This window comes from Flavobacterium hiemivividum, from assembly GCF_004349145.1.
Taxonomy (GTDB): Bacteria; Bacteroidota; Bacteroidia; order Flavobacteriales; family Flavobacteriaceae; genus Flavobacterium; species Flavobacterium hiemivividum.
In genome coordinates this window covers 216,103-230,665 of record NZ_SMFO01000002.1, presented here as the reverse complement: position 1 = coordinate 230,665, position 14,563 = coordinate 216,103, and the positions used below count along the sequence as shown (strand labels likewise).

At 32.7% G+C, this 14,563-nt stretch carries 14 protein-coding genes; 2 read left to right on the top strand and 12 right to left on the bottom strand.

Annotated features, from left to right (window positions below; all coding sequences use genetic code 11):
* Positions 1-64: 64 nt before the first annotated feature.
* Entirely contained in the window at positions 65-991 is a 927-nt protein-coding gene (gene miaA, locus E0F98_RS05020; RefSeq protein ID WP_132109519.1) for a tRNA (adenosine(37)-N6)-dimethylallyltransferase MiaA, read from the top strand.
* 238 nt (positions 992-1,229) lie between these two features.
* A complete protein-coding gene (locus E0F98_RS05015) occupies positions 1,230-1,970 on the top strand; it encodes an acyl-[acyl-carrier-protein] thioesterase (RefSeq protein WP_132109518.1) in 741 nt (246 codons plus the stop codon).
* A gap of 63 nt (positions 1,971-2,033) precedes the next feature.
* Here the strand turns inward: E0F98_RS05015 and E0F98_RS05010 are convergent, their stop codons facing one another.
* The 12 genes from E0F98_RS05010 to dapA all read right to left on the bottom strand — a co-directional run bounded on the left by E0F98_RS05010 (position 2,034) and on the right by dapA (position 14,555).
* Entirely contained in the window at positions 2,034-2,750 is a 717-nt protein-coding gene (locus E0F98_RS05010; protein WP_132109517.1) for a response regulator transcription factor, read from the bottom strand.
* A 22-nt stretch (positions 2,751-2,772) separates the two neighbouring features.
* The gene (locus tag E0F98_RS05005; protein WP_132109516.1) at positions 2,773-4,356 is read right to left on the bottom strand and encodes a sensor histidine kinase; all 1,584 of its coding nucleotides are present in this window, start codon (positions 4,354-4,356) and stop codon (positions 2,773-2,775) included.
* Positions 4,357-4,415: 59 nt separating this feature from the next.
* A complete protein-coding gene (coaE, locus tag E0F98_RS05000) occupies positions 4,416-5,012 on the bottom strand; it encodes a dephospho-CoA kinase (protein WP_132109515.1) in 597 nt (198 codons plus the stop codon).
* Between the two features lie 2 nt (positions 5,013-5,014).
* Positions 5,015-6,013: a glycosyltransferase gene (locus E0F98_RS04995; RefSeq protein ID WP_132109514.1), complete on the bottom strand. Its 999-nt coding sequence runs from the start codon at positions 6,011-6,013 to the stop codon at positions 5,015-5,017.
* Positions 6,014-6,200: 187 nt separating this feature from the next.
* Entirely contained in the window at positions 6,201-6,740 is a 540-nt protein-coding gene (locus E0F98_RS04990; RefSeq protein ID WP_132109513.1) for a lysozyme inhibitor LprI family protein, read from the bottom strand.
* Positions 6,741-7,330: 590 nt separating this feature from the next.
* Complete coding sequence (gene fabV / locus E0F98_RS04985) at positions 7,331-8,521, bottom strand: enoyl-ACP reductase FabV (RefSeq protein ID WP_132109512.1); 1,191 nt, start codon at positions 8,519-8,521, stop codon at positions 7,331-7,333.
* A 92-nt stretch (positions 8,522-8,613) separates the two neighbouring features.
* Positions 8,614-10,266 (bottom strand): DNA repair protein RecN, encoded by a 1,653-nt coding sequence (gene recN / locus E0F98_RS04980; protein ID WP_132109511.1) that lies wholly within the window; start codon positions 10,264-10,266, stop codon positions 8,614-8,616.
* Between the two features lie 54 nt (positions 10,267-10,320).
* Positions 10,321-11,205 (bottom strand): type IX secretion system protein PorD, encoded by an 885-nt coding sequence (gene porD / locus E0F98_RS04975; RefSeq protein ID WP_132109510.1) that lies wholly within the window; start codon positions 11,203-11,205, stop codon positions 10,321-10,323.
* The gene (gene coaBC, locus E0F98_RS04970) at positions 11,198-12,409 is read right to left on the bottom strand and encodes a bifunctional phosphopantothenoylcysteine decarboxylase/phosphopantothenate--cysteine ligase CoaBC (protein WP_132109509.1); all 1,212 of its coding nucleotides are present in this window, start codon (positions 12,407-12,409) and stop codon (positions 11,198-11,200) included. Before coaBC ends, porD begins: the two co-directional genes overlap by 8 nt.
* A 7-nt stretch (positions 12,410-12,416) precedes the next feature.
* Positions 12,417-12,734 carry a DNA-directed RNA polymerase subunit omega gene (locus E0F98_RS04965; RefSeq protein WP_026709525.1) on the bottom strand — a complete coding sequence of 106 codons (318 nt, stop codon included), beginning with the start codon at positions 12,732-12,734 and terminating at the stop codon, positions 12,417-12,419.
* Positions 12,735-12,742: 8 nt separating this feature from the next.
* Positions 12,743-13,537, bottom strand: coding sequence for an outer membrane protein assembly factor BamD (locus E0F98_RS04960; RefSeq protein WP_132109508.1), 795 nt, complete (start codon positions 13,535-13,537; stop codon positions 12,743-12,745).
* Between the two features lie 136 nt (positions 13,538-13,673).
* Positions 13,674-14,555 carry a 4-hydroxy-tetrahydrodipicolinate synthase gene (dapA, locus tag E0F98_RS04955; RefSeq protein WP_132109507.1) on the bottom strand — a complete coding sequence of 294 codons (882 nt, stop codon included), beginning with the start codon at positions 14,553-14,555 and terminating at the stop codon, positions 13,674-13,676.
* Between the last annotated feature and the right edge of the window lie 8 nt (positions 14,556-14,563).

Genomic DNA, 14,563 nt, shown 5'->3' with positions numbered 1-14,563 from the left:
ACATCTAGAAATACTAACTTGCAGTCGTCCGGGGTTTACGTTGCTATCTGGGCTAAAAATAAATATGAAACATCTAATTACCATCGTCGGACCTACAGCTATAGGAAAAACAGCCTTGAGTATAATCTTGGCTAATCATTATAAATGCGAAATCATTTCCTGTGACAGCCGTCAATTTTTTAAGGAAATGACAATTGGAACTGCCGTACCATCAACAACCGAATTAGCTGCCGCTCCGCATCATTTTATTCAGAACAAATCGATATTCGAAAACTACAGTGTAGGTGATTTTGAAAAAGAAGCTATTAAAAAAATGGAGGAATTATTCCTGACAAATGACTACGTAGTACTAGTAGGCGGTTCTGGTTTATATGTTAATGCTATTTTAAAAGGATTTGACGATTTTCCCGAAATTGATCCTTCAGTAAGAGAAGCTGTAAATGCGCAATATGAAAAATTAGGCATCATCTATTTACAAGAGCAATTAAAAGCGCTCGATTTAGCATATTTCGATAAAATTACAAATGAGAATCCACAAACTCTGCAAAACCCACAACGCATGATGCGTTTTGTAGAAGTTTGCATTGGCTCAGGACAGCCATATTCCTCGTTTTTAAACCAGAAAAAGAACGAACGTAGCTTCACTCCTATTCTCATTGGTCTTGAAGCTGAAAGAAGTTTAATGTACAACCGAATCAACCAACGGGTTGATATCATGATAAACGAAGGTTTATTGGCAGAGGCCAAAGGATTGTACATAAACAGAGAACTGAACGCCTTGCAAACAGTAGGTTATCGAGAGCTCTTCAGTTATCTAGACGGCGATTTTAGCTTAGAATTTGCCATCGAAGAAATCAAGAAAAACACACGACGTTTTGCCAAACGCCAACTCACTTGGTTCAAAAGAGAGGAAAACACAAAATGGTTCCATTTTGAAACACCATATTCAAAAATTATCGATTACGTCAACTCCAAAAAATTAGATCATTGAAAGTTTTGAAAGTAATCAGTAAAATTTTATTTTTACTTTTTACAACATATTTAGTTATGCTATATTATATAGGTCTATAAATGAAAATTTCACAACCTTCTTTTAAAAATTTATACAAAAAAATTACTTCTTTTTAGGATTTCTTATATTGATTTCGGTAGTGATAAATATACACTTATTTCATCCCTTCTTAAAAAATCAAAAATCCTAAATCGTTAATCATAAATCTTAAATCTTCATGCCAATATCTCCAAATTTCACTTCAATTTTAAGTAAGGAATGGGAAATCAATTTCACGCAATGCATGCCAAATGGCTATTTAAAATACACTGACTTGTGCAATATTTTGCAATTAACAGCTGCGGCACACTCAGATATGGGTGGCATCAGTTTTTCTGATATGCAGGAATTCGACCAAGCCTGGGTATTAAGCAGAATGCGTGTTGAGATTAGCGCGCTTCCGAAATGGAGAGACGTTGTAACGGTAACAACATGGATAAACACACTAGAAAACTCCCGTTCTGTACGTGCCTTAGAAATGCATTTAAATGGCGTTAAAATAGTAGGTTCAGAAACTTTCTGGGCCGTTTTTAATACGGAGAAACGACGTCCAGAAGCATTGGCGTTGCCCTATCAACATTTCGAACTCTATCCCGAAAGAAACCCTACGCAAGAAAGTTTTTCCAAAATAACGGTTAATCCAGAGAAGGAAGTTGTTTTTGAAAAAGTAGTCTATTTATCTGATTTGGATATTGTCAATCACGTCAACAATGTAAAATACCTAGAATGGTGCTTAGATCATGTGGACGATAAATTGATTCTCAATCAAAAGATGAGCAGTTTTGAAATGAATTTCATGAAGGAACTTTCCTTAAATGACACCGTTATTATTCATGAGAATCTATGTGAAGAATCCACTACCTTTAGTATAACAAAAGAGAACAAAAACTGCTTTGCTTTACAACTGAATTGGCAATAAAGAATAAAATTTCGACAAAACTCCCCAAAAAAAAAGCTCCGATTTCTCGAAGCCTTTATTATTTTATTTCTCTACTTTGTTCTTAACAACAAGTCTAAATCCTTCACCATGAATGTTTAGAATTTCAACATCTTCATCTAATTTAAGATACTTTCTTAATTTAGCGATGTAGACGTCCATACTTCTAGAGGTGAAATAATTATCATCTCTCCATATTTTTGTCAAGGCTAATTCTCTTGGCATTAAATCATTTTCATGAAGAATCAACATTTTTAATAACTCATTCTCTTTTGGAGACAGTTTTATTGGTTCTTGATTGTCGAAAGTTAAAAATCTCAATTTAGAATTAAGGTGAAACTTCCCAATATTGAATTCATGTTGAACTTGTTCTGTTTTAGAATCAGAAGATTTTCTTTGAATGATCGCTTTTATCTTCATCAAAAGTACTTCTGAATCAAAAGGCTTGTTCAAATAATCATCAGCTCCTGCTTTATAACCTTTCAAAACGTCTTCTTTCATCGATTTTGCCGTAAGGAAAATAATAGGTACTTCGCTATTTTTCTCTCTTATTTCCTTCGCTAATGTATATCCGTCTTTGTATGGCATCATGACATCAAGAATACATAAGTCATACGTATCTTTCTTGAATTTTTCAAACCCTTCCATACCGTTTTTAGCTAAAGTAACTTCAAAATCATTTAACATTAAATAATCTTTAAGTACCGCACCAAAATTAAGGTCGTCTTCTACTAAAAGTATTTTTTTATTTATATTTTCCATTTTCTATTATATTAGTGGTATCTTAATTTATTAAAGGTAATTTTATAATGAAGGTACTTCCTTTTCCCTTCTCACTTTCTACATATATCTGACCGTTATGGTCTTCTACAATTCTTTTAACGTAAGCCAATCCTAAACCGTGCCCTTTTACATTATGTATATTTCCGGTATGTTCTCGATAGAATTTTTCAAAAACTCTTTTTTGAGCTACCTTACTCATTCCTAATCCTTTATCCTTTACTTTAATAAGGATCATATCTTTAATGTTTTCTGTATACACATCAATATCAGGTACATCCGGAGAGTATTTAATAGCATTTTCTAATACATTTACAATCACATTTGTAAAATGTACGTCATTCATTAATGCTGTCTTTCTGCTAGCATCAAAATGAGTCTTTATCTGTCCTTCTCTATCCTCTAGAATTAAATTAACGTGTTCTATAGCGTCAAGAATCACCTCTTCAACATTACTCGATTCCTTATCTATATCGAGCTCTTTTTTCTCGAGTTTAGAAATTCGTAAAACATTTTCAACTTGGGCATGCATCCGTTTATTTTCGTCTCGAATCATCTGCAGGTATTTGAAAACCTTTTCTTTATCATCAATTATCTTTGGGTTTTTAATCGCATCTAGAGCTAAATTAATGGTAGCGATAGGTGTTTTAAACTCATGCGTCATATTATTAATAAAATCAGTTTTGATTTCAGAAATTTGACGTTGGCGTATCAATTGATTTAAAGCACTTGTATAAGCCACAATAATAATTAACGTGAAAATGATCGATAAAACAGTTATACTAATCAATTCAGACAATAAGAACTTTTTCTTGTGCGGAAAACTAACTAATAACTTGTATTTTTCATTTCCTTCGTTATCAGTATAAATAGGTATAGAATAGGTTAATTCTTTATCGTATTTAAATTCAGGAGATTTTACGTTTGTAGCAATACCATTACTGTAAATTCCGAATTCAAATTTTGTATTTACACCGTATTCTTCTAATTCCTTTTTTATTAATTTTTGAAGTTCCTCTTTAGAAACTCTTTCATTTAATGGCATTGCCGCGGCAATATCCTTGTAAGAGATTTCAAATTGTACTTTATCCAAAACATCTAGATTACCTGATTTTTCAACCGTTACATCAGGAAGTAGATTATTAGACAAACTTGATTTATCAACTGTATTATTGTTATAAACCTCAGTTACTCGTTTAGAACTAAAATTTTTAAACTTTTCATTATTAAACTTTTTATTAAATAATGAAGATGAAATGTCGTAATCCTCAGAAATAACACTATTTGAATAGACAATAGTTTTATTTGTTTTCGTATTTCTTTGTACGTAATAAAACTCTGTTAAATCTTCTTTTCTTGGTGTTTTCCCAGTACTATCTTTTATGCGATTGTATTTGTCATAAAAACTATACGCTTCTTGTTTTTGAAGCTTATCAGCAACGTTACCAATAACTTGTGTTACGTGAAATTTAAATTGTTCATCATTATTTTTAAATGATGTATTAAACCAATACACCTGAACTAGAATTATCCCTATTAAGGATAAACTCATCAATAAAACCAGTAATCTAAAAAAAAGTTTATTCATCGGTTCAAAATTAACATTTTAACAATATGAATGATAATGTATTAACCAAACATTAACATCTAATACTCATTTTGTTTAATCCTCAAAATTTTAAGAATATTTTCTGTTTCTCTTTTAGCATTTTCAATTTCAATATTTTCGATCACATAGTCACTTTTTGAAACGCGCTGTTCATCAGTCCATTGTGAATTTATTCTACCTAAAACTTGCTCTCTTGAAGTTTTATCGCGCGTCATTACCCTTTGAATCCTTGATTCTAAAGGGGCTGTAACGGTAATAATTACATCGAAATCTTTGTAACTTCCGCTCTCAAATAATATAGCGGCTTCATAAACTACGATTGGAAACGCCTTGTGTTCTAAAAGCCATTGTTTAAAATGTCGTTTTACCTCCGGATGAACAATCTCATTGAGTTGCTGCAGTTTTTCGGGGTCGTTAAACACTATTTGAGCAAGCTTATCTCTTTTTAATACTTCTCCTTCAAAAAGTGTCTCACCAAATGTCTTCTTAATAGCATCGATTACTACTGAAGTTTGCATAATTTTTCGAGCTTCATCATCTGCTATGTAAACAGGAATTCCTAAAGTTTTAAAATGATTTGCTATTGTAGTCTTTCCACTTCCGATACCTCCAGTCAATCCTATAATTCTAGTCATACTTAAACTTTAAAAAATAATTCAGGAAAAGCTACTTGTGGTTTTTGTTTTAGAATAATAATTTTTACAAATGATTCTATAAAACCTATTCCGTAACCATAAAATTGTTTCCAAACAGCTACTACTGATAAATAGCCAATTTTAATACTTTTATTCTGATAAGTTGACACCAAAAATAGTACCAAAAAATAAATAAAATACAATTTAAGCAATGCGTCAAAATTGAAAATCAGAGACAGCACTGCGACCGCAAATCCAATAATAAAAACAGACGGAAAAAAGAAAGTGATTTTATTGTACTGCGGATACCAACTGTTAAGTATCGGTCTGGCTTTACCAAATTTATTTACTTGTATGGAAAACTTGTCCCAATCAATCCTTCTTTTATGATAAACATACGCATCAGGAAAGAGTTTGGTTTCAAAACCTAAATTCCACAATCGGATTGATAGGTCTGGATCTTCACCGGGATGGATGTTTCCAAAGCCATTTGATGCTTCAAATGCTTTTCTAGACAATCCCATATTAAAACTTCTAGGTTGGAACTTATCAATTTTTTCAGAACCGCCTCTTATTCCACCAGTTGTAAGAAATGAAGTCATCGCAAAGTTGATTGCCTTTTGAATATCTGAAAAACTATCAAGAGCCCGATCAGGACCACCGAAGCAATCTACATAATTTAGTTTTAAAGCTTTATCAACTTCAAGAAGATATTGGGTTGGAATAATACAATCAGAATCAAAAATAATAAAGTAATCACCTTTGGCCTTTTTCATTCCGTAGTTTCTGGAATCACCAGGTCCTGAATTGTCTTTATAATAATAGGCAATAGTTAATTTACTGTCGTATTTTTTTACAACATCCTCACACTTCACTGAAGAGCCGTCTTCTATAATCACAACTTCAAAATCTTCATTATATGCTGATTTTGATAAACTTTCTAATAGTTCATCTACTTCCTCAGGTCTATTGTATACTGGAATAATTAAAGAAAAAAACATATTTCTATACTGGGATTAATTACTGTAATAAGGGAATTTTTCGACAAAGATATACTATCTCAATAAAAAAACCATCAACTACTAATTGATGGTTCGTTATATAATTAAAGTAAGCCTCTTCTTGTTATTCCAACATTTTTATTACTTTCAAAATCCTTAACTAATTTGCTCGAATTTACTTTCGAATCTAATCTAGAAATTGATTGAGATGCTCTTTAATACTATACAATCGATTTTTTGTTAAATCACTTATTCTACCCGCCATAATATTACTTTGAATGGATCCTCCTCCAGAATATTCTGTTTTAGAAACAATTCCGATAAGCTGAATTTCACTATCTCTAAACTTAATCCAATTTCTTTGCGCTACTTTTAATTTTTCTTGATCCTTCGGTACTAGTTTTTTTATCAAAATGGCATAATACTTATTCAGTAATTTGTCGTAATCATTATTGAGTTCAACAATAGCGTTGGTCATTCCTGAAGTGGTATAATCAATCGCAACTTTCTTATCTGCTAATTTTTCAACCCGGTACAGGTCTGTTTTAAATTCTATATCTAATTTAAGATCAGTACCGTCATTCACTTTTGTCAAAGAATCTCTGAATTTAACCGTTTGTTTATCTACTTGAACTTTTATTTCGGCTAGTTTTAAACTTGTAAGTTCTGTTTGTGCATGGGCAAAAGTCGCCAATAATAGTAAAAGTAATAATAGTCGATTTTTCATTATATAATTTTTATGAGTTACAACACAATATGAGCATCTTCTGTTTCGAAAATCCCCTTGCGTTAACAATCGAACTAAAGTAAGCAATTGATATAAAATTAATAGCTAAAATTATATTAAAAAGGAGATTCTACTAAAGTAGTCCACTTTATAATTAGCAAAAACCGTATTCTAACGCAATGAGATGTAGATAATATTATTTTAGCTTAAAAATTACTATGAAATTTTTAAGCTAAAAAACAAGCAATAAGTTTTTTATTAGTACAGAGGAGGAATTTCATCAAACTACATCTTTAGCTAGGATTCCTCTTTCGCCGGAATGACAATATTGTGGTAATTTTTGATTCCAGTATTTTCAAAAGTTAAATAGCACATAACCTCTCTTTAGCCGTGACAGCAGCGGCATCTCCCGATTTAGAAAAACAAGGCTTTTTTAGCCGTAGTTTTTATTTAGCGGGAATACAGCGAATGGCGCGATTATAATTCATCAAAATTCTAAATCGTGAAGCTCCTAAAACCAAAAAAAAACCTTATTTTAATTGGCATGAACCGCATAAAATAAGGTGTTATATTACAATTAAAGAAAAGAATTATTTGATACTCTCTACTCCTACCATTTCATTTGTATCTGCTTTGTAATCTACTCCTTCAAGTCCAAATCCGAAAAGATTGTGAAAATCACTTCTGTATCCTTCTAAATCTCCTAGTTCAGCAAGATTCTCGGTAGTTGCTTCTTGCCATAGTTGGCCTATTTTTTCTTGAACATCAGCACGCATTTCCCAATCGTCAACACGAATTCTTCCTTTTTCATCCGTTGGGACTTCTTTTCCAGTAAATAATCTATCCGCATACAAACGTTGAATTTGTTCGATACAACCTTCATGAATCCCTTCATCTTTCATTATTTTATACAATAAAGAAATATACAAAGGTATCACTGGAATCGCTGAACTTGCTTGTGTTACTAAGGCTTTATTTACAGAAACATAAGCTTTCCCGTCAATGTCACCAAGACTGTCAGTGATAGTAAATGCAGTCGCTTCAAGGTGATCTTTAGCACGACCAATTGTTCCTTTTCTATAAACCGCTTCAGTCAAAGATGGGCCAATGTAAGAATAAGCAACTGTTGTTGCACCTGGAGCCAATAGATTTTCTAATTTTAAAGCGTCGATCCACATTTTCCAGTCTTCACCTCCCATTACAGCAACAGTATTTTCAATATCATCACCAGATGACGGTTCAATCGAAATTTCTGACACCTTCCCTGAATGGAAATCAACAGTTTTATTAGTAAATTTATCTCCAATAGGTTTCAAAACTGAACGGTGCAAAACTCCAGTAACTGGATGCATACGAACTGGCGAAGCCAAGCTATAGATAATTAAATCTACCTGTCCTAAATCCGCTTTTATAAGATCTAATGTTTGTTTTTTTATTTCATTCGAAAAAGCATCTCCGTTAATACTTTTAGCATACAAACCTGCTTTATGCGCTTCTTTTTCGAAAGCAGCAGAGTTGTACCAACCTGGAGAAGCAGTTTTTCCTTCACTTGGTGGTTTTTCAAAAAATACTCCAATAGTTGCAGCATCAGATCCAAAAGCACTAGAAATTCTTGACGCTAATCCAAATCCTGTTGAAGCACCAATTACTAATACTTTTTTAGCACCAGCAATAGCACCTTTTGATTTTACATACTCAATTTGATTTTTTACGTTTTGCTCGCATCCATCTGGGTGAGATGTCAAACAAATAAATCCTCTCATTCTTGGTTCTATGATCATTTTTTATATCGTTTAATCGTTGATTTACTATTTCTATTTTTTATGAAAATTATTCTACTTCTAACTAAAGAGGGCAAATATAACCCAAAAAACTAGTTCAGCAAGGCTTTAGCGTGATTTAGAGCAGAATCTGAGACTACTGCTCCAGACAGCATTTGGGCGATTTCAATGATTCGATCTTCCTCTGACAGTAATTTTAACTCAGACTGCGTGTCTTCGCCTACCGTTGATTTCGAAACCTTAAAATGTGCGTTTCCTTTTGCTGCTATTTGTGGTAAATGTGTAATTGCAAAAATTTGCATGGTTTGACTCATTTCTTTCATGATTTCGCCCATTTTGATGGCGATTTCTCCAGAAACACCAGTGTCAATTTCGTCAAAAATCAATGTTGGAAGCTTCGAATATTGTGCTAATATTGCTTTTACAGCAAGCATTATTCTAGACATTTCACCTCCAGAAGCAACTTTCTTCAGTATACCAAAGTCTGTTCCTTTATTGGCCGAAAATAAAAACTGAATTTCATCCTTACCATTATTATAGTAATTAGCAGATTCTATTAGTTGAATATCAAAACGAACATTAGGCATTCCTAAGGTCGCTAATATAGTAATCATTTTTTGAGATAAAACAGGAACTGCTTCCACTCTTTTATTATGAATAAGCATCGCCTGACTATCTAATAATGTAGCTTTTTCTTGAATTGCAAGTGTCAATTTTTCTATTTCTCCTTCTAAATTACCAAGTTCAAAAACTGAATTTTCTAATTGAGTTTGGATTTCTAATAATTCATCGACAGTCGAAACCTGATGTTTCTTTTGCAAATTATAAATAAGCTGTAACTTCTGACCAATAAAATCTAATTGTGCTGGATCATTAATAAGTTTATCTGAACAGCGACTCAGTTCATCTGAAATGTCATCAAACTCTATAGCGACACTTGTGATTCTTTCTAATAGCGCATTATAGTCTGTCGAAAAAGAGGCGATTTTTTGTAACGAACCTTTTATTTCTTTTAAATTATATAAAACTCCTATTTGTTCTTCATTGGCAACAGCCAACGATTTATCAAGAGATTCCTTGATAATCTCTACGTTATTTAACTTTTCGAAATCATCTTCAAGAACTTCTTGCTCTCCTGATTTTAAATTTGCTTCAACTAGTTCATTTAGTAAAAAACTATGGTACTCTTGCTCTTTTAACGATTCCCCTTGTTTTTTTATAAGCGAATTTAACTTGGTTTTATCGGTTTTATAGCTTTTAAGAAGTGCTTGGTATTCTTGAATACTTTCTGAATTTCCCGCAATAGCGTCAATGATATCAAACTGCACATTCTCATCAGAGAGTTCTCTTGTTTGCTGTTGCGAATGAATGTCTATCAAAAACAAGCTCAGCTCTTGTAAAACTTGTAAATTCACAGGACTGTCATTGATAAAAGCTCTCGACTTTCCCGAAGGAAGAATTTCGCGTCTTACAATAGTATCGTCTTCATAATCTAATTCATTACTATCGAAAAAAGGGGATAAATTGTATTTTGATATTTCAAAATGAGCTTCAATAATACACTTTTCCTCCTTATTTTTTAAAGAAGTCAAGTCGGCTCTTTTTCCTAAAACCAAGCCTAGAGCTCCTAAAATAATCGATTTTCCAGCACCTGTTTCTCCCGTAATAATTGAAAATCCTTTTGAAAAATCTATACTTAATTTTTCTATTAATGCATAGTTTTTTATCGATAGCGTGGTTATCATTTCTGGTGTGTTTTATTATGAAGATTTAAATTTATTGTAAAAAAGCTAATAAATTTAGTATTTAATCATTTCCCATTTACTGGAGTTCAATGGCGATGTTTTATTCAAACTCTCAATTAAATCCGAGATATTACTGCTGGGTCCGCCTGAAAAAACAGAGAGAATTTCATCTGATTTGGCATCGAAAAAGATACGTGTCAAAAAAGCGTTGGGTTTAGATGAGTTAAATTTACCTAAATCTAATAAAGTTCCCTTTATTTTTTCTTTGGCCAATTTTAAATCTTTTGACATAAGATCTAAGCCTAAATGATAGTCTACAGACGATTTTCGTACTGTTGAAAATGATCCGGATAACAAATCATTAATAAGAAAATAACGATTTTGGTTTCCATCTGACTGACTCCAACCTTTGTAACCACTTTGTTGCGCTAAGTTTGAAATATTTTGTGCAACTTCAAAATTAGAATCTCCAGATTCAAAAACGAAGGTGTCTTGATCCATTCCTAAAATAATATAGCTATAAAAAGAAATCACAGAAACGAGATTTGACTCAAAGGAAGTAGGATTAAAAAGAAGATTCTCAAACTCAGTATATCTAAAACTAAAATCTTTGTCATTGAAGTTTACAACTGGTGATGAATAAGAGGAATTGTAAATAGGTCTTGAAGATTGTACTTGTAAGGTCGCCGTAAACTGATCTGAATTATTTGATTCAATAGTAATATACATCGAACAACTAATTTTTTCGCTCTGTTTCAATGACTGTCCTGCCCAATCTGTTTTATTTACAAACTCATTTAACGATGTCTCCAGAGTTTTAAAAACCTGCTGATTAGCATTGCTTAATTTATCTGAATTTACCGTCACAGTACAATTAAGCTGTTGCGCTTGAGTAAGCCCAACTGAAAGTAGTAATAAAAAGGTAATTATCTTATTCATTAAATTTCGCAATTACTTTATTTAATATATCGTCAGCAACGGCTTCTTTCGATTTCAGTTCCATCGGTTCGATATTAAAATCCTTATCAATAAAGGTAACTTTGTTAGTTGATTTTCCAAAACCTGCACCTTGATCTTGTAAAGAATTTAAAACAATCAAATCTAAGTTTTTTTTCTGGATTTTCCCCTTTGCATTTTCAATTTCATTTTCAGTTTCTAGAGCGAAACCAATTAAAAACTGATTTTTCTTTCTATCTCCAAGCGAAGCTAGGATATCCTTTGTCTTTTCGAGCTCAATAACAAAATTATCTGCGGCCTTTTTAATTTTTTGAGTAGCCACATTTTTTGGTCGGTAATCAGCTACAGCAGCAGCCGCTATAGCAACATCTACCTCTCCAAAATACTGATGACAGGCTTCATACATTTCCTGAGCAGAAACAACATTTATCACTTTAATTAAAGAATGATCTACCTTAAAATGTGTTGGACCAGCTACTAAAATAACTGAAGCGCCTAAGTTAGCAGCACTTTTAGCAATATCAAATCCCATCTTACCCGAAGAATGGTTTCCTATAAAACGTACAGGATCTATTGCTTCGTATGTAGGACCGGCAGTAATTAGTATTTTTTTTCCTTTGAGGGGTAATTTACTTTCTAAATCAGCTTCCAAGAAACGAATAATAGTTGAAGGTTCAGCCATTCTTCCTTCGCCAGAAAGACCACTGGCAAGTTCCCCGCTTTCGGCAGGAATTATGTTATTTCCAAATTCTTTTAAAGCTTTAAAACTAGCTACTGTAGAGGGATGAATATACATATCTAAATCCATTGCTGGTGCAAAATACACAGGACATTTGGCAGATAAATAGGTAGCGATCAAAAGATTGTCGCAACTACCGTTTGCCATCTTAGACAAGGTATTTGCAGTAGCGGGAGCAATAACCATAAGATCTGCCCAAAGCCCTAACTCAACATGATTATTCCATTTTTCGTTTTCTTCATCTTGATTAAAGAACGTGGAATGAACCGGGTTTTTAGATAAGGTGGATAATGTAAGAGGAGTTACAAAATCCTTAGAAGCAGGTGTCATTATCACTTGGACATGTGCACCTGCTTTTATGAAAAGTCGTACTAATGACGCTGTTTTATAGGCGGCAATTCCACCAGAAATTCCTAGTAAAACCTTTTTTCCGCTTAAAACTGACATTGCACTTTTATTTATTTGAATCTCTGTGATAAATTTTACCATCTAACCATTCTTGAACTGCTAAAGCATGTGGCTTTGGTAATTTTTCATAGAATTTAGAAACCTCAATTTGTTCTTTGTTTTCAAAAACTTCTTCAAGACTATCATTATATGTAGCAAACTCTTCTAGTTTCTCAGTCAATTCTTTTTTAATTTCAGAATTGATTTGATTTGCTCTTTTAGCCATAATGGTTATCGCCTCATACACATTTCCAGTAGGTTCTTCAATAACAGTTTTATTATAGGTTATTGTATTTACCGGAGCATTCGTCTTTTTTAAATCCATGACTTTATTTATTTAGAAAATTTTTGTAAATCTTGTTCAACTCTAGCTAGCATTTCGTTAGCTACTTTTTTGTATTTTGTATCAGCGTTAAATTTCATCAAATTTGTATGTGCTGTTTTTGCAACATTCAAACGTTCTTCCATCTTATATTCAACACTATTGATTCCTAGTTGGTAAGCAGAATCAAACTTATAAAATAAAGCATCTTCTTTATAAGGAGTTCCAGGATAATCAGCTATAAAATTATCTAAAGCGACAATTGCTGACTTGTAATCTAATATTGTGTTGTATCCTTTAGCATTTTCAAATACTTTCTTTTCGATTTTTTCACTTAAAGCACGCACTGTTGCATTAGCCTCAGGCAAATACTCAGAGTTAGGATAAGTATCAATAAAAGCCTGTAATTTATCAATTGCTTTAAAAGTATCCGTTTGATCTAAGCTGTAAACTGGTGACAACATAGAGTAACTTTTAGGTCCTAAATACGCAGCTTCCTGTATTTTTTCACTTTTTGGATATCCTGAAACGAAACTTTCAAACTGATAACCAGCTAAATAATATTGTTTTGTTTTGTAATAAGATTGTGCAAACATGTAAAACAACTTTTCTGCTTGCGGTTTCCCTCTGTAAGCAGGTGCTATTTGTTCAAAAAGTCGTATTGCTTTACTATATTTCCCAGCTTCATAAAGTTTTGTACCCATTTCAAATTTCGCGGCTACATCATCATTTTTCAGTGCTTTTTGGTATTCGTTACAAGAAGCAAAAAGAACAGTAAGAAGCAATAGAGATACAATTTTTTTCATTTAATTTTTTTTATTTATTCTATGGGTTACTCAAACCCACAAAAAATCATACCGAAGTTTCGGTGGCAAATTTAGTTATTAATTTAGCTACTACAAAATATTTCTTTGCTTAATAAGTAAGCGGTACTTAGTATATCTAATTTGATAATTTTTTAACAAAATCATCGATTCTCTGAGCTAAGGATTCATCAACCTGAACTAATGGTAAACGCACAAAACTTTCTGCTATACCCAATGAATCAAACACTTGCTTAATTCCAGCAGGGTTTCCTTGTTCAAAAATCATATCAATAGAATCAGATAAAAGATACTGCAATTTATATGCTTCCTCTACTTTGCGATCCAATCCTAAACGAATCATTTCAGAAAATTCTTTCGGAAAACCTTGTCCTATTACTGAAATCACGCCTGAACCTCCCGCAAGAACCATTGGTAAAGCAATCATGTCATCTCCTGAAAGCACTAGAAAATCGCTTGGTTTATCCTTCAATATTTGCATCGCTTGAACGATATCTCCAGCAGCTTCTTTAACAGCTACAATATTTTTAAAATCATTTGCCAATCGCAAAACTGCTTTTGGCAACATATTACTTGACGTTCTCCCAGGAACATTGTATATTATCACAGGAATTGGAGAGGCTTCAGAAATCGCTTTAAAATGTTGATATATTCCTTCCTGTGTAGGTTTATTATAAAATGGAGAAACTGAAAGTATCGCAATAAAAGCAGATAAATCTCTAGTTCTTAACTCTTCAACAATCTTTCTAGTATCGTTTCCTCCTACTCCTAAGACTAATGGTAAGCGTCCATTATTGCAGTCCACTACTGTTTTAATAACCACCTCTTTTTCTGCCTCAGAAAGTGTGGCGTTCTCTGCTGTTGTTCCTAGAACTACAAGATATTCAATTCCCCCGGCTATTGAATATTCTACAATTCTACACAATGCTTCCGTATCAATTGAAAAATCTTCTTTAAAGGGAGTCACAAGGGCAACACCAGTTCCTATTAATGCTTGCATGATTATAT

What these genes read in the sequence shown, in the direction of transcription:
- miaA (WP_132109519.1), top strand. Translation starts at nt 65, where the DNA reads ATGAAACATCTAATTACCATCGTCGGACCTACAGCTATAGGAAAAACA.
- E0F98_RS05015 (WP_132109518.1), top strand. Translation starts at nt 1,230, where the DNA reads ATGCCAATATCTCCAAATTTCACTTCAATTTTAAGTAAGGAATGGGAA.
- E0F98_RS05010 (WP_132109517.1), bottom strand. Translation starts at nt 2,750, where the DNA reads ATGGAAAATATAAATAAAAAAATACTTTTAGTAGAAGACGACCTTAAT.
- E0F98_RS05005 (WP_132109516.1), bottom strand. Translation starts at nt 4,356, where the DNA reads ATGAATAAACTTTTTTTTAGATTACTGGTTTTATTGATGAGTTTATCC.
- coaE (WP_132109515.1), bottom strand. Translation starts at nt 5,012, where the DNA reads ATGACTAGAATTATAGGATTGACTGGAGGTATCGGAAGTGGAAAGACT.
- E0F98_RS04995 (WP_132109514.1), bottom strand. Translation starts at nt 6,013, where the DNA reads ATGTTTTTTTCTTTAATTATTCCAGTATACAATAGACCTGAGGAAGTA.
- E0F98_RS04990 (WP_132109513.1), bottom strand. Translation starts at nt 6,740, where the DNA reads ATGAAAAATCGACTATTATTACTTTTACTATTATTGGCGACTTTTGCC.
- fabV (WP_132109512.1), bottom strand. Translation starts at nt 8,521, where the DNA reads ATGATCATAGAACCAAGAATGAGAGGATTTATTTGTTTGACATCTCAC.
- recN (WP_132109511.1), bottom strand. Translation starts at nt 10,266, where the DNA reads ATGATAACCACGCTATCGATAAAAAACTATGCATTAATAGAAAAATTA.
- porD (WP_132109510.1), bottom strand. Translation starts at nt 11,205, where the DNA reads ATGAATAAGATAATTACCTTTTTATTACTACTTTCAGTTGGGCTTACT.
- coaBC (WP_132109509.1), bottom strand. Translation starts at nt 12,409, where the DNA reads ATGTCAGTTTTAAGCGGAAAAAAGGTTTTACTAGGAATTTCTGGTGGA.
- E0F98_RS04965 (WP_026709525.1), bottom strand. Translation starts at nt 12,734, where the DNA reads ATGGATTTAAAAAAGACGAATGCTCCGGTAAATACAATAACCTATAAT.
- E0F98_RS04960 (WP_132109508.1), bottom strand. Translation starts at nt 13,537, where the DNA reads ATGAAAAAAATTGTATCTCTATTGCTTCTTACTGTTCTTTTTGCTTCT.
- dapA (WP_132109507.1), bottom strand. Translation starts at nt 14,555, where the DNA reads ATGCAAGCATTAATAGGAACTGGTGTTGCCCTTGTGACTCCCTTTAAA.